The following is a 20544-nucleotide window of genomic DNA, read 5'->3' as shown; positions in this document are numbered from 1 at the left end:
TATATATTCCCCCTCTCTCTCTATAAAACACGTGTTCAAAAGGAACATAAAAAGAGCCGTTTTTGGAACTCAGGTTAAGAACACCACAGTATGTGGCAACACCTGAGTGACCAACGTCTGATGCCCTGAGGCGGCGAAGCAAGCCAACGATATAGGTATTAAACCTTAATTCGCCACTCTCCGTGGCTCAGGCTGCATGACCTGCGCGTTGCAGGCCTCAGCTATTTTTAGCAGACTTTTGAACATCATCTTCAGTAAGTATACAAGAATCAGAAATTTTTTGCATTAGGTTTGTTATATCCATATTGTTCAAAGAACTCTGCACGGAAATCTCCAAGACGATCTTCGCGAATTGCTTGACGAACTTGCTTCATCAAATTCATTAAGAAATGCAAGTTATGAGTTGAAGTTAATCGAAGACCGAAAGTCTCTTCTGCTTTAATTAAGTGACGAATGTACGCACGTGAATAGTTCTTACACGCATAACAATCACAGTTTTCATCAATAGGACCGAAATCGCGGGCATTTGAAGCACCTTTAATCACTAAACGACCGTTACTTGTCATAAGAGTACCGTTACGCGCAATACGTGTCGGTAAAACACAGTCAAACATATCTACACCACGAATCGCTCCATCAATCAGTGAGTCTGGTGATCCTACACCCATTAAGTAACGAGGCTTATCTGATGGCATAAATGGAGTAGTAAATTCCAACACACGATTCATGACGTCTTTTGGTTCCCCTACTGAAAGTCCACCAATTGCGTAACCTGGAAAATCGAGTGATGTTATATCTGCTGCACTTTGACGGCGAAGATCTTCAAATTCTCCACCTTGAATGATTCCAAATAATCCTTGATCGTTTGGACGAGCATGTGCTTGTAGACAACGTTCTGCCCATCGTGATGTACGGTCTACACTGGATTGCATATATTCACGAGTAGCTGGGAATGGAGGACATTCATCAAACGCCATCATAATGTCTGAACCTAAATCATTTTGAATTTCCATCGCTTTTTCTGGGCTTAAGAACATTTTGTCCCCATTCATATGGTTACGGAAATGAACGCCTTCTTCTTCAATTTTACGGAATTCGCTTAAACTGAAGACTTGGAAACCACCAGAATCCGTTAAAATAGCACGGTCCCAGTTCATGAATTTATGCAAGCCGCCCGCTTCTTTAATAATATCGTGGCCAGGGCGCAACCATAAATGGTAAGTGTTACTTAAAATGATTCCAGCGTCCATGGCCTTTAATTCTTCTGGAGACATCGTTTTTACTGTTGCTTGTGTGCCTACTGGCATAAATGTTGGCGTTTCAAATGAACCGTGTGGCGTATGCACAATGCCTAAACGGGCACCTGTTTGTTTACATGTTTTAATTAGTTCGTATCGAATGGCTGTCATGCACGAACTCCTTTCTGATTAGCGGATGGGCGAATAAACATCGCGTCTCCAAAACTGAAAAATCGATAATTGTGAGCAATAGCTTGTTCATAAGCATGCAATATTTTGTCTCTTGAAGTTAACGCACTCACTAACATCACAAGCGTAGACTTTGGTAAATGGAAATTCGTAATTAAGCCGTCAATACACTTAAATTCATAGCCTGGGAAAATGAAAATCGATGTCCAGTCGCTATCTTCCTGTAATTGACCATTAAATTTGTTGGCAACGGATTCAAGCGTTCGTGTAGAAGTCGTACCAACAGAAATAATACGACCACCTGCTGCTTTTACTCGGTTAATGGTATCTGCCGTGTCTTGAGATAGGCGATAAAATTCCGAATGCATTTCATGGTCATCAATCGATTCGACGCTTACAGGTCTAAACGTACCTAACCCAACGTGAAGCGTAATAAATACAACTTCCACACCCATTGCTCTAATTTCTTCTAGCAACTCTTCAGTAAAATGAAGACCTGCTGTAGGAGCTGCTGCTGAACCTCGTTCTTTGGCGAAGACAGTTTGATAGCGATCTTTATCATCTAATTTCTCACGAATGTATGGTGGCAAAGGCATATCACCTAGTTGATCCAAAATTTCATAAAAAATACCGTCGTACGTAAATTTGAACAGACGTCCTCCGTGATTTGCTTCACCAACGCATTGCGCACGCAGTAAACCTTCCCCGAATGATACAACTGTACCGATTTTGACTCGTTTCGCTGGTTTCACTAATGTTTCCCACACATCTTCTTCCGTCTGCTTTAACAGTAGAATTTCGATGTTGGCACCTGTTTCTTCTTTAATCCCCATCAGACGCGCAGGAAGCACGCGTGTATCGTTTAACACTAAGCAATCGCCTGCTTGAAATTCATGGAGAATATCTTTAAACGTGTGGTGAGTTACTTCGCCACTATCTTTATCCAATACTAAAAGCTTGCTCGATGTGCGGTCGGCAAGCGGTGTTTGCGCTATTAATTCTTCTGGTAATTGAAAATCAAAATCTTCTACTTGCATAGTTATACTTCCTTTTTATCATTTATTCCTCGAAATAAGGGTAATTAAAATGGTCATACGCGAGTTTCGTAACGACACGTCCTCTTGGCGTTCGTTGTAAGAAGCCAATTTGCAATAAGTAAGGTTCATAGACATCTTCAATCGTTGTCGATTCTTCCCCAATACTTGCAGCAATTGTATCCAGTCCAACAGGTCCACCTCTAAAGCGTTCAATCATACCAATCAGTAATTTATGATCGATGTGATCTAGACCGAGTGCATCCACTTGCAACAGTTCGAGGGCTTCTTGTGCAGTATCAATTGATATCGTGCCGTTTCCTCTGACTTGTGCGAAATCTCGCACCCTTTTTAATAAGCGATTGGCAATACGAGGAGTCCCCCGAGAACGACTGGCAATTTCACCTGCAGAAGGATGGTCAATTTCCGCATCAAACAGTGCAGCACTTCGAGATACAATTTCAGTTAACGCTTGATTATCGTAATAATCAAGTCGTAGTAATACACCGAAGCGATCACGTAGTGGAGCTGATAAAGCGCCAGCTCTCGTTGTTGCACCAATCAAAGTAAACGGTGGTAAATCAAGACGTACTGAACGCGCTGAGGGTCCTTTTCCAACGACAATGTCCAGACAGAAATCTTCCATCGCTGGATATAATACTTCTTCAATGGAGCGATTTAACCGGTGAATCTCATCAATAAATAACACGTCACCTGGTTCAAGCGAGCTGACAATCGCCGCTAAATCGCCAGGACGTTCAATGGCAGGTCCACTCGTCATGCGAATATTTACTTCCATCTCGTTAGCAATTACCGCCGCTAACGTAGTTTTCCCAAGTCCAGGAGGTCCATACAATAAAACATGGTCCAAACTTTCCTTACGCATTTTGGCTGCCTTCACAAAAATGTCTAAATTATTTTTGACTTTATCTTGGCCAATGTATTGAGACAAATATTGTGGGCGAAGTGATTGCTCAAATCGTTCATCAAACTCCGAGACTTCGGTTGAAATGACACGTTCTTCCATGTCTGTGACCTCCCTTCATCAGCCTTGTTTCAATAGTAATTGTAATGCTTTTTTCATGTAGCCTTCTGTATCCAGCGCCTCTGGTAATGAGGTTAATTGCGGGCGAACTTTCACTAGTTCACGCTCTGAATAGCCCAGTGCTGCAAGTGCTAAGAACGCTTCTTCTAGTTCATGTTTGCCTGACGTCTCAGGGAATAATTGTAGCTCATCTTCTCCGCTTGGCATGTCGAAATCAATGGATAAGTCGCCTAGTTTTCCTTTTAAATCAAGAATCATTTGACGTGCCGTTTTTTTCCCAACACTCGGGAATTTCACTAAAAACGTCTCATCTTCTCGCTCAATCGCTTGCACTACTTGAGAAGGTTGTCCACTCGCAAGAATAGCTAAAGCACCTTTTGGGCCAATGCCAGACACTTGAATCAGTTTGCGAAAAAGTTCGCGCTGATCAAGTGAAACAAAACCAAAAAGCAACTGTGCATCTTCACGAACATTTAAGAGTGTAAAGATTTGCTTTGGTTCTGGCGACACACGAAAAGCGTAAGGGTTTGGTGTAAAGATTTGCCACCCGATACCTTGTTGTTCCACCGTCATATATTCAGGCGTTATACGTGTAACTACACCTTTTATGTAATCGTACATTTAAGTCTCTCCTCACATTCAACGTACTAATTATAGCATATAAAACGGATGTTCGCATGAAGAAACCTAGCAATCATCGACTCTACCTACTAGAAAATTTGGCAAAGATTTTTCCATTTAAAGCTTAAAAATGTTTCAACTCGAGAGATGATGGGAAAAGATTCTCAACATCTTATACTACTAAATTGGAGGCGAATTGTATGGGAAAAAATAATGATACCTTTACTCACCAAAACAATCAACACAACAATCAAAATGAACAAGGTCAAGTGAATGAATTGCAACGAAAAAAACTGCAATACAATCAAGAACATAGCAATCGCGAAGAAAATGAGCAAGTAGAAAATGAACAAACTGAACAAAGTCAGGAAGATTCAAAAGAATAAAACAGGTGGAGAAAAGCAACTCGCTTTTCTCCACCTATTTTTATGTTCTTATTTATTTCTCCTCAAAGTAGCTGGCTGATGTCTACTAATATCCACTGTGCCGAACTTTACGTGGACCTTTCCAGGCAACGCAGTAATCAATAGAACTTAGGCGTCATATCGTCATGTCGTGTGGCAACACCTTCGTGACCAACACCCTATTGTCCTGAGGAGAATACCGATCCGTCCGCTTGTTTCTGTTTGTGCGCCGCTATACTAGCTTCGAAACATGAAAGTGGGCTGCAATGGAGTTCAACAGAATATATGAAAAGAGGACTGCCGATAAAGTCATTTTTATATGACTTTTGGGACAGTCCAATTTTTTATAGTCAAGCGTCTAGCATACATTTTTCGAACTAATCAGTTTCAGCGCTACGATTTGTTTTACGCTTTCATTAGAGAAGTCGTAGCTGTTCGATTGTTTTACGATAATCTATCACAATCTGCCCATAATTGTGGCGTGTGATGTAATGCTTTGTCAGTAAATACCTTTAATTTCGGTAAAAATCCTCGCAGTTGAAGATCTGATAATGTAGCAGCATACAACCACTCACGCATCAGTTCGTTTGGAAATAATAAATAGTTCCAATCGATTTTGCGAAGAGACGGATGCTCTTGAATAAGTGCTTGTAAATCATAATCAAAATGCGGCAACACGCGATGCGACCATAAAACGAGTTCTATTTCAGCAGGACCTAAGCAAGCCAAATCAAAATCTATGATGTAAAGTTGGTCTTTCTTATCCATTACAAAATTATGATGAACGACATCTCCATGCAATAGTGTTAAGCGTTCACGACGAATCGGTGCAAGTTGCGCTAATGAATCTATCGCAAGTTGTGTGATTTTCTTCGTTTTTGATGGTCCAAGTTTCTTAGATAGGAAAGGTTCAAGTTGCTGCCACTTCTCTAAGCGATGTGTCCATTTTCGAATTAAATCGATTTCATGAAAATGTGTTGATTTGTTCCAAGCGATCTTTCTCCTTGTATCGTGGAGTTGATGTAGTAAAGAAAGTGATTTTATGCGGTCTTCTGGCTGACTAAATCTCACTTTACGACCACCTTCAATCCACGGTTGTTGAATGACAAGTGAATCTGGGTAAGGCTCTACCGGCACTATAAAATCAGCGCCTATGATAGCTAATTGATCATGTATATAGCGTATTTTTGCTGCATCATCATGACGTTCGTATTTCTTTAATGAGTACGCTTTTGGTCCAATTTGCCATTTCCACACATTTGGCTTTAATTGAACATAATGCCCTCGTTCCATTTTCTAATTGTAGCGAACGGGATTCTGGTATCCCCATTGCCCTTGTGGAGCGGGCCACATGTGACAAGGCATGCATGCCATATATGGGGACATGTGCTGAGGCATCGACATGTGCTCAGGCATCATCATGTGTTGAGGCATCATATTCGGTTGACCTTGGGCTTCACCAAGTGTTTGAGCTGGAAACGGATTTTGTGCAAACATGTGTTGCGGATGATGATGGTGATGATGGCCACATCCACAAGGTGGCGGTGGTGGTGCAAAGTGTTGTTGAGCACATCCGCAAGGCGGTTGTTGTTGGTGTTGGAAGTGTGGTGGTAGCATCGGAAGCTCTAGTGAAGAAGAATCACATAAAGAACTTGAATCATCTAATTCCCACCCATGTTTTGTTTCAGGCATTGGTTTTTGCATTGGCATTGGTTTTGCCGCTGGGCTAGGCATTGGTTTTGCCATTGGCATAGGCATAGGCATAGGCTTCGGTACTGGTGTTGGCGCTGGTATTGGTGGAGGCGCTGGTGCATGTGCTTGAGCTGGCAATTGTACGTGTAAATTAACATCCATATCAGGAACTGGCATCCAACCATAAGGAATTCCCATATATGGAGGCATCATTTGTGTCATCGTTAAATGTTGATTAATCGGTTGCGGCATCATTTGAGGTGGCATCTGAATCGTCGGTTGTGGCATAGGTTGAGGTATCGGTGCTGGCATTGGTTGCATGCTTGGTTTAGGAATAGGTTTCGGCACCGGCATCGGTTTAGGCGCTGGCTGAGCCGTGTATTCCTCCTTACTCTTTTTAACCGGTCGAGAATTAGTATACGGATGTTCTTTCATCTCGTGAGCTTTTGTCGATTTCTCCGGCACAAAAATTTTCATCCCCGGAACAATATAATCGGGATTTGCCAAATGTGCGTTTAAACGTTTTACTTCATCAAAAGATACACCATACTGTCTCGAAATTTTCCATAGTGTATCTCCTTTTTGCACAACATGTACGTGCAAAATACTTCCCCCTCTCATCCATGTATCGTATGAATGAAGTTTTGATTTGGTCACTTTTTTGGTGTACATGATAAACTATGAGAACAAGTGCTATAGTTATGCATGAAAAGGACGGGATTGTGTTGAAGAAATTATTAGGTGAAGAACGACGACAAAAATTACTTGAACTGTTAAAGCAAGCGAAGGAGCCAATAAAGGGCACCGATTTCGCCAAAAAAGCAGGTGTTAGCCGACAAGTCATCGTTGGAGACATGACCTTACTTAAAGCACGCAATGAGCCGATCCTTGCGACCAGTCAAGGATATATATATATGAACACTTCAGATACCACCCATGAATTTGAGCGTCAAATAGCGTGTTCACACACACCAAAAGATGCGCGAGAAGAATTGTATACCCTTGTTGATGCAGGTGTGGTCGTGAAAAATGTGACAGTTGAACACCCTGTCTACGGTGAATTAACGGCATCCATAATGGTAGCCAATCGACATGAAGTAGATTTATTTTTAAACCGCGTAAAAGAAACTGGGGCAAGTTACTTATCCGAATTGACAGGCGGTATTCATTTACATTTAATCGCAGCCACTTCAAGTGAATTCTTAGACGCTGCCATTGAAGGTATGCAGAAAAAAGGATTTTTAGCGGGCGAACAATAATAGTGAAAAATTAGTCAGCCCACCGCTTACGCGATGGGCTGTTTTTTTGTGGGAGAATCGAGTGGGAATTAGGAGGTAATTGGATAGTTGCAACAATAACGGTGAAAGTTGCGACAATAAACACAAAAGTTGCGACAATTTTGGAGATAGTTGCGACAATAAACACAAAAGTTGCGACAATAAAGATTCTAGTGTGAAATATTAAAAATGGACTTATTCAATAAAACTTCAGCTTCATTAACAAGTGGAGAATCTTAATTAGTCAGCCCAACGCTTTCGCGATGGGCTGTTTTTCTATGGGAGAATCGAGTGGGAATTAGGAGATAATTGGATAGTTGCGACAATAACGGTGAAAGTTACGACGATAACCGAAGAAGTTGCGACGATTTTGGAGATAGTTGCGACGATAAACACAAAAGTTGCGACAATCGAGATTCTAGTGTGAAATATTATAAATGGACACTTATTCAATAAAACTTCAGCTTCATTAACAAGTGGAGAATCTTAATTTGGCAGCCCAACGCTTACGCGATGGGCTGTTTTTCTGTGGGAGAATCGAGTGGGAATTAGGAGGTAATTGGATAGTTGCAACGAAATCCAGAAAGTTGCAACAAAAAGAGCATAAGTTGCAACGAAAATAGAAAAGTTGCAACCATATCAAGAAAGTTGCAACGAAATACGAAAATCATCCAATATAAAAAAGGAATGATCGCAGAGTCTGCAATCATTCCTTTTTGTATGTAAAATAAGTTCCGAGAGATTTCACTTCGCATCCTAAAGCGCGTAGTTCGTCTTTCGCACCTTGCATCATCGTTGCATTTTCATCTTCTAGAACATCAACAATAAAGAAATAATGACCAAGCCCTGTTTTTAGAGGACGCGATTCAATTTTACTTAAATTCAATTGACGCCAGGCAAATACAGATAACACTTGATGTAGGGCACCTGATCGGTCATCTACTGGTAAAGTGATCATTAGAGTCGTTTTAGGCGATTCGTCATGACCAGTTTTAGTTAGCTTCCTATTTGCTTTTTGAAGAACAAAGAAACGAGTATGATTGAAATGAAAATCATGAATATTCGATTCCACAATGGTTAATCCATATTTCTTCGCAGCAAATTCATTACCAATGGCAGCAAAAGTTGACTCGGGATGTTCAGACACAAATTTAGCTGCAGCAGCAGTTGATGTGGTCTGTTCTAAAGGTATCCCACGAAAACGATAGTACAAATATTTATGACACTGGGCGAGTGCATGAGGGTGGGAAAATACCGATTCGATATCTTGCCAGTTCGGAACTTGCTCAGGATGAACCATAAAATGTTGCTGAATTGGTGATAAAATTTCTGCTGAAACGTGTAATTGTACATCATGAAACAAATAATCAATGGTTAGGGGTACAGAGCCCTCTAGAGCATTTTCAAGCGGCACTACGGCAAATTCTACTTCATCGTTTGCCACTGCTTCTATACACTCTGGAATGGTCGCATATGGCACTAGCCACTCCCCTGCAAACACTTCACCTGCTGCTAAATGTGTAAAGGATGCTTCTGGTCCTAAATAAGCAACGCGTGATTCCCACGTTTGTTTTACCATGTTAAACACTCCTTAAGATGCACCAGAACTAATAACTTCTGCTGACTCCACAAAATCTAAACGTTTCAATTGTTGTAGGAAATCATCCAATTGTACATTCATCGCCGTTACATCCAAAGAAAGCGTCACATTGGCGCGCCCTTGGATAGGGATGGATTGATGAATCGTCAACACATTACATTGTGTTTCTGCAACGGTATGAAGCAACGTAGCCAAAGTTCCATTGCGATCTTCTAGTTGCAAAAACACTGTTAAAATACGTTCGCGAACAATGGAATGGAATGGAAAGACGGCATCTCGATATTTATAAAAAGCGCTACGTGATAAGTCCACTTTTTTTACCGCGTCCCAAATCGACGCGACTTCTCCACTCTGCAATAACTCCTTGGCATCAAGTGTTTTTTGCATTGCTTCCGTCAACACATCTTCGCGAACTAAAAAATATCGTTGTTCAGATACGTCTTTCATTTATCCATCCTCACTTTCTAATCCATAAATTCAAATTCGAATTCAAGAAGTCTTACAATATCGCCATTTTCTGCGCCTTTTTCGCGAAGGGCTTCATCAACACCCATTCCACGCATTTGACGAGCGAAACGACGAATTGAATCTTCACGAGAGAAGTCGGTCATTTTGAATAAGCGTTCCAGTGAGAATCCAGTTAATACAAATGCTCCATCATCATCACGTGTAACGTCGAATCCTTCACGTTCAGATGTGTGCTTGTAAAGAACCGTTTTATCAGATTCTTCTTCATCCATTTCGTGAAGTAAGAAATCTTCTGTTACTTCTAAAAGATCGGCAATAGCGAATAATAGTTCGTTTAAGCCTTTACGTGAAAGTGCTGAAATCGGGAATACCTTTACATCTTCCGGTAATTTCTTACGGAATTCGGCTAAGTTTTCTTCTGAATCCGGCATGTCCATTTTATTGGCAACTACTAATTGTGGACGCTCAGTTAAACGCAAGTTGTATTGACGAAGTTCATCGTTAATTGTCACATAATCCTCAAATGGATCGCGTCCTTCAATACCAGACATATCAATAACATGCACAATTACTCGTGTACGTTCGATATGACGTAAGAATTGGTGACCTAGACCAATACCTTGGCTTGCGCCTTCAATAAGACCTGGCAAATCGGCCATGGCAAAGCTACGGTGATCTGTCGTTTCAACCATTCCTAAGTTAGGAACAATCGTAGTGAAATGATATGCCGCAATTTTAGGTTTTGCTGCAGAAACAACTGATAATAATGTAGATTTCCCAACACTTGGGAATCCAACTAAACCAACATCAGCTAATACCTTCAACTCTAAAACAATTTCGATTTCTTGGCCAGGTTCGCCTTTTTCAGAAAGTTCAGGTGCTGGATTTTGAGGCGTTGTAAAACGTGAGTTTCCACGTCCTCCACGACCACCTTTAGCAATAATCGCTTGTTGACCATGTTCAACTAAATCGGCTAATACCGGTCCGTCTTCTTCAGTCATAACAACTGTACCTGGTGGAACTTTAATGATTAAATCATCTGCACCGCGACCGTGCATGTTTTTACTTTGTCCGTGATCTCCACGGTCCGCTTTAAAAAATCGTTTGTAACGGAAGTCCATTAGTGTACGTAATCCTTCTTCTACTTCAAAAATTACGTTTCCTCCACGGCCGCCATCTCCGCCTGCGGGTCCACCGTTTGGAACATACTTTTCGCGACGAAACGCTACCATACCGTCTCCGCCGTCTCCGCCTTTAATGGATATCTTTACGTGATCTACAAACATAGACTATCCCTCCTTGCTTTCTTCTATATGAAAACGCCAATTCTTGGTCGTTTTGCATTCATGGGTCAGTGTTACTTGTGGTTCGTAATTAATGTCATGCCTTAATGGTTCCCATTCACCTTTTGCATCAAACGTTAGTTTGAAATCAGACTGGTTGCACACAATATGAATGTGCAATAGTTGTTCTGTAAAAGGACTTAATTCTTTGTGCAATATTTTTATAGCTTGTTCAAGCACTTCACGAATCGGTTCATCTAAATGTGGTTTACAGGTAGTCTCAATATCACTTGATATGTTCACTTGAAAACCGGCAAAACGCCAATTTACGGTTTGTAACCACTCAGAAGTGAGCGGTAAACTTAGCTTCGATAATTCATATAATGCTTTAACTTCATTGGTATAGTGATCAATTACCGCTTTCGCATCATCCAGTCGTGCAAGATCAATATTCATTTTAATAAGCTGCAACTGATTTAAAAAATCATGTTTGGCAAATCGCAATGCCTCATTTACTGAAAACGCTTTGTCGGCCATATGTCACACTCTCCATTATGCTAATCTCATTTCCTAAGTATACCAAGAAATGAAGCGATTTTGTTGCAAATTAGAAAAGCTCAATGCGCCACTCGAACTATACACAGAATATTGTCATTCAAGTGCTTTTCTATTATTTTTTGAAAAAAGAAAAAGGACTGCAGTTATGCAGTCCTTTGGCTGTTTGAATTAAGCTTCTTGAGCTACAGGATATACACTAACTTTTTTCTTGTCGCGGCCATAACGCTCAAAGCGTACAATTCCGTCAACTTTCGCAAAAAGTGTGTCATCTCCACCACGGCCTACGTTTTCACCTGGATAAATTTTAGTACCGCGTTGACGGTATAAAATCGAACCACCTGATACGTGTTGACCATCAGCGCGTTTAGCGCCAAGGCGTTTTGATTGTGAGTCACGTCCGTTACGAGTCGAACCTACTCCCTTTTTCGAAGCGAAAAACTGAAGATCTAATCTTAACATCATTTATTTCACCCCCTACTTTTTGAAGGTTATTTTTATATACTGTCCATAGTCTTTTTCAATCGTTTGTAAAGAAACAATCATCGCTTGTACAATTAATTGTACCTGTTCATTCGTTTTTGGAACTAAGTCCTGCGAAAACGAGACTTTGAGAAATCCGCCGTCTTGTCCTTGCTTCACATCTGGAATAACCTTCGTAAGTTCAGCGATTGCATTAACTGCTCCAAAAGAAACAGCTGTTGCGGCTGCGCATACTAAATCTTTTCCATGTTCAGCAAAATCTGCATGGCCTTTCATTTCAAAAGAAAGAATGTCATTGGATTGATTTTTATCGATCGTTACTTTAATCATCTGTTACACCATCTTATAAATTGATCGAATCAATAACAAGTTTCGTGTAAGGCTGACGATGACCTAATTTACGATGATAGTTCTTTTTGGCTTTATATTTGAAAACAGTGATTTTTTTTGCTTTGCCGTTTTTCACGACTGTAGCTTTAACTGTTGCTCCTTCAACGAAAGGAACTCCAACTTTCACATTGTCTCCACCTACGAATAATACTTTGTCAAATGTGAAAACGTCTTCAGCATCAACACCTAATTTTTCGATGTAGATCTCTTGACCTTTTTCAACTTTGATTTGCTTACCACCAGTTTCAATAATTGCGTACATTTTACTGCACCTCCTCTTAGACTCAGACTCGCCTTAAATGAGGTGATCTTTTCAGATGCTTTAACCTCTTCAGAGCGGTTGTAGTAGCACGGGTGCTACAAACAATAACATTAAAACTTTACCATAATGCTAGGGTAGCGTCAACTGCTTAGTCACAATTTTATTGAAAACTTCATCATACTTTCGATATTGCCACGTACGAATATTTTGGAATGCGATAAACGTAAAAATAAATGCAAGATGCAGTTGATCATATGTAACTAAAATAAGCATGGTTGAAACACAGATAGACAGTGCTAAATGGGTGTTTTGATGATATTTCGGAAGGATAGCCTTCAATGCTTGTCCACCATCTAAAGGCAAAATGGGAATTAAATTTAACGCAAGTATCGTCAACTGAACTTTATTAAAAAAAGCTTGTCCTGGAAAATCAAAAAATTGCGCAATTAAATAGAGGATTGCCGTTGCTAGTGGCCCAGCAATTGCAATGAGCCACTGATGATGAGGCGGAGCAAGATAAAGATTTTTAATTTTAATGACTCCACCATAAGGAAGGATCGTACAACTAGTCATTTTATGGCCCGTCCATTTAGCTGCCGCAATATGGCCAAATTCATGAATGAGTAATGAACAAATAATAATGCTGTAATGCGCAAGTTGCGCCGTAGCAATCAAGTAAATAATAATCGGGATCATAATGGGGTGCATGCGAATCTTAGTAAAGTACATCCGTCATCCATTCTGTAACCGCAGACGGCTCCAAAGTTATACCACCGCGTTCTATTTTCACAAACATTGATCCCGGTTTCACTTCCGCGATTAAGTCATTGGCTGCAACCGCTGTATAAGGCAAGTTAGAAAAGTTTTCCACAAATCCATAGGTCACAATATCTCCACCATCATAAAGAACCGTCATCGTTTTCCCCGTATGACGCGTATGTCCAGTAAACAGAATGATGCCATCTTCTCTCGCAGTAACTTGAATCGGTGTATTGTATGAAACGAGAACGCCTTGCTCATAAGGCTGCATAGACTCGTACGTCGCCATCGTCGGTATCATAGGATCTTTGGGAGTCGCTGCCACAGGAATGAGTTCAGGTTGATAATCTCTTGGTAATTTCGCTAGTACAAATTCGCGAACCATTTGAATATCCTTCCCTTGGGTAAATAGTGTGCGAAGTTGTGAAGTTTCACCTTTTTGCTCTTGGATTTGAATGATTGCAATGATGCCGACGGTGAATATACATGCAAAGATCCATTTTTGTGCAGATTTCATGCCGCAGCCCCCCTTTTCGGGTAGTATATGCAGACGTGGTTTTATATATTTCTATGGATATATGGATTTTGAGGTGATGGTTATTTGGATTACTTCGAGATATGGGGTTTTGAGGTGAAATCGGGTGGGATTGTCGCAACTATTGGCGATTTCGTCGCAACTTTTCTTGTTATTGTCGCAACTTTTGATCATATCCTCGCAACTTCTTCCGTTATTGTCGCAACTATCCAATTTCCTCCTAATTCCCACTCGATTCTCCCCAACAAAAACGCAGCCTTTCGCATGAGCGAAAGGCTGCCAAATTAAGATTTTCATATTCACTATTATTAGAAAGTGATTTTTAGCAGAAAACTCTTTCCGCTATCGCTTCTTCATTTCATACGCTAAAAATGCATCCAATCGCCATGGTTCAAATTTCAATGTATAGACCCTATTTTTATTATTACCATTATATTTCTCTATGCAACTCTTTAATATTCTTGATGTTAAATCTTTATCATCAATCCCCAACCACCACTTCACATCACGACTTGTAGTTTCGCTGCCAAATAGAAGTTGGTATTCTTGCAATGTTGCAATATGTGCATCCTTGTCATGACATCCACAATAACCGCACACCCATGTAGAATATACTCTCTTCATTCCCACTTCAAAACACTTCCCACATTTTACACCTGGACGGATCCCATTTCGGTAAATCCCCAAGCGCACCATTAAGCTGTCGTCCTGAACCGCATAAGATCCACGTTTCAGAATATGCCTTATTTTTTTCAAATCGTCGTTTGTTAACAGCTCATTACTCTTTGCTTCCAACTCTTCGAGCGCACCGCACATGGCGTCGATAGGAACTGACCGGAAAAGCGTTGGTGGTTGCATGACAATCCCAGCTCGACTGGCAAATACAATTAAGCCCTGTACAGAAATCTCTACTCCTCTTAGATTTAGTTTTCTCTGCAAAACTCGTACCGCTCGCTGCAATTGAAGTTCTGGATTCCTCATACCTTCCTTCTTGCCCCCGTCAATTACTCGATAAAATTGTTTCGAAGTAGCATCAAAATAAAATTCACCTCGCATATTTTTCACTTCTAATATGCAGATCAACTTCGGAGTCACCACAATAATATCCATTTGGGCATGGTCTAAAACGATATTCCGATAAATTTCAACCTTTGGCGTCAGGACAACTTCTTCCAGAAACCGATTCACTTTATCCTCGCCAGCGAATCCTGCTTTCGTCGCCCGATAATCTTCGTTAACTATTCTTTTATCCATGACACGTGAATGCATCACGCACATTCTTAACACATGCAGCTCGAATGTTTTCAAATTATTCAGTCTACTCACTCCTAAAAAAATCCTCCACTTCGATCATAAGTGGAGGATTTAGCTAATTTATTTTGCGAAAACGGCTCTAATTTTTGAGAATATGTTTTTGCGTGGTAAATCCATAGACATTAATGGTACTGATTCGCCTAAAATACGACGTGCGATATTGCGGTAGCCTTGTGCTGCACGGTTTGTTGGGTCCATGACAACCGGCTCACCTTTGTTAGAAGATGTAATCACGCTTTCGTCATCCATGATGATACCAAGTAAATCAATGGAAAGATGTGTAGTAATTTCATTAACATCTAAAGCATCGCCCGATTTCATTAAATGTTGACGAATACGGTTGATAATTAATTTTGGTGGAGCGATATCTTCTTGTTCAAGCAAACCAATGATACGATCGGCATCACGCACTGCTGATATTTCAGGAGTGGTAACGACGATTGCGCGGTCTGCACCTGCTACTGCGTTTTTGTAGCCTTGTTCAATCCCTGCAGGACAGTCGATCACGACATAGTCATAGTCGCGTTTTAATTCCGTTACAAGCTCTTTCATTTGTTCCGGATTAATGGCATTTTTGTCTGTCGTTTGTGCTGCTGGAAGTAGATATAATTTGTCGTCAAAACGTTTATCTTTTACTAAAGCTTGGTGAACTTTACATCGCCCTTCGATTACGTCAACCAAATCATAAATAATACGGTTTTCTAATCCAAGTACAACGTCCAAGTTACGTAAGCCGATATCCGTATCAATTAAACAAACTCTCTTGCCTTGAAGTGCCAATGCAGTCCCAAGGTTGGCCGTTGTCGTTGTTTTGCCAACGCCTCCCTTACCTGAAGTAATTACGATAGCTTCTCCCACATTAGCTTCCTCCTTTAAATGTAGATAATTGCGGTCTCAATAGACGCAGTTCTTGTAAGCGATCGATTGCAATGAAGCCATTTGCATGCAAATAGGCACATTCCATTTCCGGTTGTTCAGAAAGAATCGTCAATTCATCCGTCATTGTTTCGAGTGTTTCGTGAATCTTAATATGCGTTGCTTCTAACCAAGATGCGGCGATGACCGCTTCTTTATTGCCATTCGCTCCAGCATGTGCGCTACCCTTTAAGCGTCCTAGAACAAAAATGTTGCCCCCTGCGACAATTTTACCGTTAGGGTTTACATCTCCAACGACCACTAAATCGCCTTCAGCCTTGACAACTTGTCCCGAACGTACGATGCCGACATATGTTTCCGATTGACGCTCTAAAATTCGGCGATTGCTTTCTTCTATAGAAATTACATCGCTTTGCACTTTTGACACACGTAAATGCGGAGACGTATGTACACTAGCGATCAGTTCTTTTATTTGTTCTTCTGAACATAAGCGATTTCCAAGTTGTAATAATACCTCTGCTTGTCCATCGATGCCTTCGCCCGAAACTTTTAGCTTTAGTTCTTCCACCAGTTCGGCATATGCGCTTTGATCATCAAGCCGAAGCACTAGACCATCTTTGGTGCCTTTTATGTAGACTAGCTGCTTTTTCGTCGTCAAATGCGTCACCTCACGCGTAGAATCAATTTGGCTGATTTAATCGTTGCAACAATCGTGCATTGATTACATATTTAAATGCCCAGCCGAGCACCACTAAGAAAATTGAATTTGCAATCATCGTCGGAATGAGACGATCGCTTACAAAAGCTTGTAGCGAAATGTCAGTCAAGCCGATCAATGAAAAGAATTGGTATAACGCGAATTCAAGACCAGCGACGAGTACAAGTGACACGATTGTTGTCACAAGTAAGTTCTGGTGAATGAATCTCACAATGAAACTAGCAAGTAAACATATTAATGGATATAAAAAAGAATATAAACCAATAATATCAATGAAAAACACATCATACAAGAGCCCAAAAAGTAATGCATACGCCATCGCGCGGTTGCGACTATAGTAGATGGAAATGAATATCAAATACATGATGAGAAATCGAGGGATTAAAAACCGATACTCCCCACCTATGTCGAGGGGAGAAAATAAGCCGAAAACTGGTTCAAGATAAAACAATACAACGGCAATGGCTGGAATGATAAATCGCTTCATGATTCATCCTCATCAGACACAGTATTCTCACCATCTGTCCCATCGACTGTTGTCAAGACGCGTTTCGCAATCATTACATGGTCAAGTAGGGCAAAATCAGCTGCTGGTTTTACATAAGCCATTTTAGTTAAGCCGAAATCGTCTGTCGAAACTTCAGTAATTTCCCCGATTAAAATACCTTTAGGGAAAATCCCACCTAGTCCAGATGACATGATTTTCTGACCTTTTTTGATTTCAATATTAGAATCAATTCGTTTTAGAATAAGTTCGTTTCGCTCATCATCGTATCCTTCTATTAAGCCGAATACTTCTTTTTCACCAGTGACCATCGCAGATACACGATAGTTTGGATTTTTTGTCGATAGTAGTTCTACAGTTGAAGTAAAAGGTGTTGTAAGGATAACTTTCCCTATCAACCCTTGTGCTGTCATGATCGCCATGTTCTTCTCGACCCCGTGAACTTCTCCTTTATCAAGTATTACTTTTTCTTCCCACTGATCAGGATTCCTAGCGATTACAGTTGCCTGAATCGGTTCGTATTCTCGCAGATCTTCTTGCTTGTCTACGACTTCTCTTAATCTCGTGTTCTCAGATGCTAAATCGTTGACGTCAGCTTGCAATTTCGCAAATTCTTCTAGACGACCTTTTAAACGTTTGTTTTCTTCATATGTGTTTAACAAAGAATCAACATTATCGAAAACACCTGTTATGTACTGCGTTGGTTTCGAGAAAATAGATTGCCCAAAACCAACGACATCTTTAATGATTTGTTCAGGTAACGACGCATTATCACGATCTTTGAGAGAGAAGCTGATCAATGCCACAAGAAAAATCACCCCGACAAGAAGCAAAATTAATCGCTTATTCGAAAAAAATTGTGGCATTAGAACGGTCCTCCTTAGTGTTTAGAATTTTGGCGAATCATGTTCATATGATCTAGCGCCATTCCCGTACCAATTGCAACGCAGTCTAATGGATTTTCTGCAATGAAGACAGGCATGCTTGTCTCATCACTAATTACTTTGTCTAAGTTCTTCAGTAATGCGCCACCGCCAGTTAAGACGATTCCACGTTCCATTACATCTGCAGATAATTCAGGAGGCGTTTGTTCTAATGTTTTCTTCACTCCATCAATAATGGCTGACACAGATTCTTTCAATGCTTCTGCAATTTCTTCTGAAGAAATTTCAAGAGTTTTTGGAAGACCCGTCACTAAGTCGCGACCGCGAATTTCCATCTTCTCAATATTCTCAATGACTTTAGCAGAACCGATTTCTATTTTAATAGCTTCGGCTGTACGTTCACCAATCGTTAAGTTGTACATTTTACGAATATAACTAGTAATCGCAAGATCCATAGCATCTCCGCCGACACGCACAGATTCGCTTGTGACAATACCGCCAAGTGAGATAACGGCAACTTCAGTTGTACCGCCACCAATATCAACTACCATACTACCTGTAGGTTCCCATACTGGTAAGTTCGAACCGATTGCTGCTGCAAATGGCTCTTCAATCGTTACAGCATCTCTTGCGCCAGCTTGACGTGCTGCATCAATTACTGCACGACGCTCAACAGACGTAATTCCGTAAGGTACGCAAATCATAACGTTAGGCTTTTTCCATGTACCACCTGACGATTTCAATGCTTCTTTTAAATAATACTGAATCATTGCTGTCGTAATATCAAAATCTGCAATAACGCCATCTTTCATTGGGCGAATGGCAACGATTGAACCTGGAGTACGACCAATCATATTTCTAGCATCGTTTCCTACTGCTACGATATCACCATTATTTGTATTTTTAGCTACTACTGAAGGTTCGCGTAAAACGATCCCTTTTCCTTTAATAAATACCAAAGTATTTGCTGTGCCAAGGTCAATCCCGACATCTTTTGCTCCGAATCCAAACACGTTATTTTCTTCCTTTCTATCCTTAGCCACTTAATCTTAGCTTAGTTTAAACCATAACTTTGATTATAACGGATAAAAAGAGAAAATCACAGTGTCACATGTAACCCTTTTCTTTCAAACTAATAAATTGGTGATCTCCGATAATCACATGGTCCAGTAATTCGATGCCCATGATTTGCCCAGCTTCTTGAATTCTCTTCGTTACCTCAATGTCTTCAGGTGACGGAGACGGGTTCCCGGACGGATGGTTATGCGCACAAATTATCGAAGCAGCAGAGCGTTTCACTGCTTCTCTGAATATTTCTCGAGGGTGTACAATACTTGCATTTAAACTACCAATAAAGATCGTTTGTTTGTGTAACACTTGATTTTTCACGTTCATAAATAACACAACAAAATTTTCTTGCTTTAAAGATGTCATATCCGCCATTAAATATGTAGCCGCATCTTTGGGGGAACGCACAGTAAATTTCCCATCTGTTTGTTGTTGCGCTAAACGACGTCCGAGTTCCACTGCCGCAAGCAATTGAACTGCCTTCGCTTCCCCAATACCTTTAACAGACATGATTTCTTCAATCGTCGCATTTTTCAATTCGTGCAGTTGTTCAAAAAAAACTAACACGCGATTGGCCAAATGAAGCACAGATTCTTGTTTCGTACCCGTTCGTAATAAAATGGCAATCAACTCTTGATTCGACAAAGCTGTAGCACCTTGATTCATTAACCTTTCACGTGGGCGATCGGCGGCTGGAACATCACGGATCATCAGTGTTGGTTTGACTTCAGTTATCATAGCGCGTTCCAGCTGTCACGTGTTCAATCAGTTCTAAATGTTTCAGTTCTCGATAAAGCCCCGCAATCGGTAAGCCAACGACATTATTGTAGTCGCCATTTACATGTTCAACCATTAAGGCACCTACCGTTTGGATGCCATAAGCTCCTGCCTTGTCAAAACAATCTCCACTAGCTACATAATTACTGATCCATTCCTCAGACAGTGCGAAAAAAGTAACTTTTGTTTTCTCAAAAAACATACTACAAACATCATCGAAATAAATCGCAACACCCGTAATAACGGTATGTGTCCGACCCGACAATCTGCGTAAATGGTCTTTCGCCATCTCTGCGTTATCCGGTTTACCTAATGGCTCGTCATCGATAAATACCATTGTATCTGCACTAATGACAATGGCGTCCTGATTACGTTCAGCGACATGTAAACCCTTCTCCATGGCAATATTACAAACTAACTCGGCTGGCGAGGAACCAAATACCGAGTGTTCGTCCACTTCCATAGTTTTCACTTCAAATGGTGCACCTAGTAATGATAGTAGTTCTTTTCTTCTCGGTGAGGCAGATGCTAAAATTAGCGGTTTAGTTGTTTTAAATTCCATTGAAA

The 20544-nt window shown here is 40.6% G+C and carries 26 protein-coding genes and 1 other annotated feature; of the genes, 3 read left to right on the top strand and 23 right to left on the bottom strand.

Features of this window, described 5'->3' with window-relative positions:
* Positions 1–269: 269 nt before the first annotated feature.
* The 4 genes from tgt to ruvA are packed head-to-tail and all read right to left on the bottom strand — an operon-like array spanning position 270 to position 4127.
* A complete protein-coding gene (gene tgt / locus ACFPYN_RS10070; protein ID WP_377733927.1) occupies positions 270–1409 on the bottom strand; it encodes a tRNA guanosine(34) transglycosylase Tgt in 1140 nt (379 codons plus the stop codon).
* Positions 1406–2464, bottom strand: coding sequence for a tRNA preQ1(34) S-adenosylmethionine ribosyltransferase-isomerase QueA (queA, locus tag ACFPYN_RS10065; RefSeq protein WP_377733926.1), 1059 nt, complete (start codon positions 2462–2464; stop codon positions 1406–1408). The genes tgt and queA overlap by 4 nt, the downstream gene beginning before the upstream one ends.
* Positions 2465–2486: 22 nt before the next feature.
* Positions 2487–3488, bottom strand: a complete 1002-nt coding sequence (gene ruvB / locus ACFPYN_RS10060; RefSeq protein ID WP_377733924.1) for a Holliday junction branch migration DNA helicase RuvB — start codon at positions 3486–3488, stop codon at positions 2487–2489.
* 18 nt (positions 3489–3506) lie between these two features.
* Positions 3507–4127 (bottom strand): Holliday junction branch migration protein RuvA, encoded by a 621-nt coding sequence (gene ruvA, locus ACFPYN_RS10055; protein ID WP_377733922.1) that lies wholly within the window; start codon positions 4125–4127, stop codon positions 3507–3509.
* Between the two features lie 200 nt (positions 4128–4327).
* On the opposite strand from ruvA, the gene ACFPYN_RS10050 reads away from it, so the two are divergent.
* Complete coding sequence (locus tag ACFPYN_RS10050) at positions 4328–4513, top strand: hypothetical protein (protein ID WP_377733921.1); 186 nt, start codon at positions 4328–4330, stop codon at positions 4511–4513.
* 462 nt (positions 4514–4975) lie between these two features.
* Here ACFPYN_RS10050 and ACFPYN_RS10045 read toward each other — a convergent pair whose 3' ends face one another.
* Both ACFPYN_RS10045 and safA read right to left on the bottom strand, forming a co-directional pair.
* Positions 4976–5788 carry a phosphotransferase family protein gene (locus tag ACFPYN_RS10045; RefSeq protein WP_377733920.1) on the bottom strand — a complete coding sequence of 271 codons (813 nt, stop codon included), beginning with the start codon at positions 5786–5788 and terminating at the stop codon, positions 4976–4978.
* 39 nt (positions 5789–5827) lie between these two features.
* Positions 5828–6826 carry a LysM peptidoglycan-binding domain-containing protein gene (gene safA, locus ACFPYN_RS10040; RefSeq protein ID WP_377733919.1) on the bottom strand — a complete coding sequence of 333 codons (999 nt, stop codon included), beginning with the start codon at positions 6824–6826 and terminating at the stop codon, positions 5828–5830.
* A gap of 122 nt (positions 6827–6948) precedes the next feature.
* Here safA and ACFPYN_RS10035 point away from each other — a divergent pair, with 122 nt between their 5' ends.
* A complete protein-coding gene (locus tag ACFPYN_RS10035; RefSeq protein WP_377733916.1) occupies positions 6949–7482 on the top strand; it encodes a transcription repressor NadR in 534 nt (177 codons plus the stop codon).
* A gap of 724 nt (positions 7483–8206) precedes the next feature.
* Here ACFPYN_RS10035 and pheA read toward each other — a convergent pair.
* The 9 genes from pheA to ACFPYN_RS09990 form a co-directional block, all read right to left on the bottom strand.
* Positions 8207–9079, bottom strand: a complete 873-nt coding sequence (gene pheA / locus ACFPYN_RS10030) for a prephenate dehydratase (protein ID WP_377733915.1) — start codon at positions 9077–9079, stop codon at positions 8207–8209.
* 12 nt (positions 9080–9091) lie between these two features.
* Positions 9092–9547, bottom strand: coding sequence for an ACT domain-containing protein (locus ACFPYN_RS10025; protein WP_377733914.1), 456 nt, complete (start codon positions 9545–9547; stop codon positions 9092–9094).
* A 17-nt stretch (positions 9548–9564) separates the two neighbouring features.
* A complete protein-coding gene (obgE, locus tag ACFPYN_RS10020; RefSeq protein WP_377733912.1) occupies positions 9565–10854 on the bottom strand; it encodes a GTPase ObgE in 1290 nt (429 codons plus the stop codon).
* Positions 10855–10857: 3 nt separating this feature from the next.
* Positions 10858–11388 (bottom strand): Spo0B domain-containing protein, encoded by a 531-nt coding sequence (locus ACFPYN_RS10015; protein WP_377733911.1) that lies wholly within the window; start codon positions 11386–11388, stop codon positions 10858–10860.
* A gap of 189 nt (positions 11389–11577) precedes the next feature.
* On the bottom strand, positions 11578–11868 hold the full coding sequence (rpmA, locus tag ACFPYN_RS10010) for a 50S ribosomal protein L27 (protein WP_024534383.1): 291 nt from the start codon (positions 11866–11868) through the stop codon (positions 11578–11580).
* Positions 11869–11883: 15 nt separating this feature from the next.
* Complete coding sequence (locus tag ACFPYN_RS10005) at positions 11884–12219, bottom strand: ribosomal-processing cysteine protease Prp (RefSeq protein WP_024534382.1); 336 nt, start codon at positions 12217–12219, stop codon at positions 11884–11886.
* A gap of 13 nt (positions 12220–12232) precedes the next feature.
* Positions 12233–12541: a 50S ribosomal protein L21 gene (gene rplU / locus ACFPYN_RS10000; RefSeq protein ID WP_377733910.1), complete on the bottom strand. Its 309-nt coding sequence runs from the start codon at positions 12539–12541 to the stop codon at positions 12233–12235.
* Positions 12542–12555: 14 nt separating this feature from the next.
* Positions 12556–12631: a sequence feature (ribosomal protein L21 leader region), on the bottom strand.
* A gap of 39 nt (positions 12632–12670) precedes the next feature.
* Complete coding sequence (locus ACFPYN_RS09995) at positions 12671–13270, bottom strand: metalloprotease (RefSeq protein ID WP_377733909.1); 600 nt, start codon at positions 13268–13270, stop codon at positions 12671–12673.
* Positions 13257–13817: a hypothetical protein gene (locus ACFPYN_RS09990; protein ID WP_377733908.1), complete on the bottom strand. Its 561-nt coding sequence runs from the start codon at positions 13815–13817 to the stop codon at positions 13257–13259. Before ACFPYN_RS09990 ends, ACFPYN_RS09995 begins: the two co-directional genes overlap by 14 nt.
* A gap of 84 nt (positions 13818–13901) precedes the next feature.
* Here ACFPYN_RS09990 and ACFPYN_RS09985 point away from each other — a divergent pair, with 84 nt between their 5' ends.
* Positions 13902–14123 (top strand): hypothetical protein, encoded by a 222-nt coding sequence (locus ACFPYN_RS09985; protein ID WP_377733907.1) that lies wholly within the window; start codon positions 13902–13904, stop codon positions 14121–14123.
* A gap of 54 nt (positions 14124–14177) precedes the next feature.
* Here the strand turns inward: ACFPYN_RS09985 and ACFPYN_RS09980 are convergent, their stop codons facing one another.
* The 8 genes from ACFPYN_RS09980 to ACFPYN_RS09945 all read right to left on the bottom strand — a co-directional run bounded on the left by ACFPYN_RS09980 (position 14178) and on the right by ACFPYN_RS09945 (position 20539).
* The gene (locus tag ACFPYN_RS09980) at positions 14178–15143 is read right to left on the bottom strand and encodes a nuclease-related domain-containing protein (protein ID WP_377733906.1); all 966 of its coding nucleotides are present in this window, start codon (positions 15141–15143) and stop codon (positions 14178–14180) included.
* Positions 15144–15209: 66 nt separating this feature from the next.
* On the bottom strand, positions 15210–16007 hold the full coding sequence (gene minD, locus ACFPYN_RS09975) for a septum site-determining protein MinD (protein WP_377733904.1): 798 nt from the start codon (positions 16005–16007) through the stop codon (positions 15210–15212).
* A gap of 1 nt (position 16008) precedes the next feature.
* Positions 16009–16683, bottom strand: coding sequence for a septum site-determining protein MinC (minC, locus tag ACFPYN_RS09970; protein WP_377733903.1), 675 nt, complete (start codon positions 16681–16683; stop codon positions 16009–16011).
* A 22-nt stretch (positions 16684–16705) separates the two neighbouring features.
* Positions 16706–17230, bottom strand: coding sequence for a rod shape-determining protein MreD (gene mreD / locus ACFPYN_RS09965; protein ID WP_377733901.1), 525 nt, complete (start codon positions 17228–17230; stop codon positions 16706–16708).
* Positions 17227–18114 (bottom strand): rod shape-determining protein MreC, encoded by an 888-nt coding sequence (gene mreC, locus ACFPYN_RS09960; RefSeq protein WP_377733900.1) that lies wholly within the window; start codon positions 18112–18114, stop codon positions 17227–17229. Before mreC ends, mreD begins: the two co-directional genes overlap by 4 nt.
* A gap of 14 nt (positions 18115–18128) precedes the next feature.
* Entirely contained in the window at positions 18129–19145 is a 1017-nt protein-coding gene (locus ACFPYN_RS09955) for a rod shape-determining protein (protein WP_377733899.1), read from the bottom strand.
* Positions 19146–19239: 94 nt separating this feature from the next.
* Positions 19240–19938, bottom strand: coding sequence for a RadC family protein (radC, locus tag ACFPYN_RS09950; RefSeq protein WP_377733898.1), 699 nt, complete (start codon positions 19936–19938; stop codon positions 19240–19242).
* Positions 19928–20539, bottom strand: coding sequence for a Maf family protein (locus tag ACFPYN_RS09945; protein WP_377733897.1), 612 nt, complete (start codon positions 20537–20539; stop codon positions 19928–19930). Before ACFPYN_RS09945 ends, radC begins: the two co-directional genes overlap by 11 nt.
* Between the last annotated feature and the right edge of the window lie 5 nt (positions 20540–20544).

This window comes from Paenisporosarcina macmurdoensis (assembly GCF_042658845.1).
Taxonomy (GTDB): domain Bacteria; phylum Bacillota; class Bacilli; order Bacillales_A; family Planococcaceae; genus Paenisporosarcina; species Paenisporosarcina macmurdoensis.
The sequence above is the reverse complement of the archived record's forward strand: the minus strand, read 5'-3'. Positions and strand labels throughout refer to the sequence as shown.

What these genes read in the sequence shown, in the direction of transcription:
- ACFPYN_RS09990 (WP_377733908.1), bottom strand. Translation starts at nt 13,817, where the DNA reads ATGAAATCTGCACAAAAATGGATCTTTGCATGTATATTCACCGTCGGC.
- ACFPYN_RS10050 (WP_377733921.1), top strand. Translation starts at nt 4,328, where the DNA reads ATGGGAAAAAATAATGATACCTTTACTCACCAAAACAATCAACACAAC.
- ACFPYN_RS10015 (WP_377733911.1), bottom strand. Translation starts at nt 11,388, where the DNA reads ATGGCCGACAAAGCGTTTTCAGTAAATGAGGCATTGCGATTTGCCAAA.
- mreD (WP_377733901.1), bottom strand. Translation starts at nt 17,230, where the DNA reads ATGAAGCGATTTATCATTCCAGCCATTGCCGTTGTATTGTTTTATCTT.
- rplU (WP_377733910.1), bottom strand. Translation starts at nt 12,541, where the DNA reads ATGTACGCAATTATTGAAACTGGTGGTAAGCAAATCAAAGTTGAAAAA.
- ruvB (WP_377733924.1), bottom strand. Translation starts at nt 3,488, where the DNA reads ATGGAAGAACGTGTCATTTCAACCGAAGTCTCGGAGTTTGATGAACGA.
- pheA (WP_377733915.1), bottom strand. Translation starts at nt 9,079, where the DNA reads ATGGTAAAACAAACGTGGGAATCACGCGTTGCTTATTTAGGACCAGAA.
- ACFPYN_RS09995 (WP_377733909.1), bottom strand. Translation starts at nt 13,270, where the DNA reads ATGTACTTTACTAAGATTCGCATGCACCCCATTATGATCCCGATTATT.
- ruvA (WP_377733922.1), bottom strand. Translation starts at nt 4,127, where the DNA reads ATGTACGATTACATAAAAGGTGTAGTTACACGTATAACGCCTGAATAT.
- queA (WP_377733926.1), bottom strand. Translation starts at nt 2,464, where the DNA reads ATGCAAGTAGAAGATTTTGATTTTCAATTACCAGAAGAATTAATAGCG.
- radC (WP_377733898.1), bottom strand. Translation starts at nt 19,938, where the DNA reads ATGATAACTGAAGTCAAACCAACACTGATGATCCGTGATGTTCCAGCC.
- rpmA (WP_024534383.1), bottom strand. Translation starts at nt 11,868, where the DNA reads ATGTTAAGATTAGATCTTCAGTTTTTCGCTTCGAAAAAGGGAGTAGGT.
- ACFPYN_RS09945 (WP_377733897.1), bottom strand. Translation starts at nt 20,539, where the DNA reads ATGGAATTTAAAACAACTAAACCGCTAATTTTAGCATCTGCCTCACCG.
- mreC (WP_377733900.1), bottom strand. Translation starts at nt 18,114, where the DNA reads ATGCCACAATTTTTTTCGAATAAGCGATTAATTTTGCTTCTTGTCGGG.
- obgE (WP_377733912.1), bottom strand. Translation starts at nt 10,854, where the DNA reads ATGTTTGTAGATCACGTAAAGATATCCATTAAAGGCGGAGACGGCGGA.
- ACFPYN_RS10005 (WP_024534382.1), bottom strand. Translation starts at nt 12,219, where the DNA reads ATGATTAAAGTAACGATCGATAAAAATCAATCCAATGACATTCTTTCT.
- ACFPYN_RS10025 (WP_377733914.1), bottom strand. Translation starts at nt 9,547, where the DNA reads ATGAAAGACGTATCTGAACAACGATATTTTTTAGTTCGCGAAGATGTG.
- tgt (WP_377733927.1), bottom strand. Translation starts at nt 1,409, where the DNA reads ATGACAGCCATTCGATACGAACTAATTAAAACATGTAAACAAACAGGT.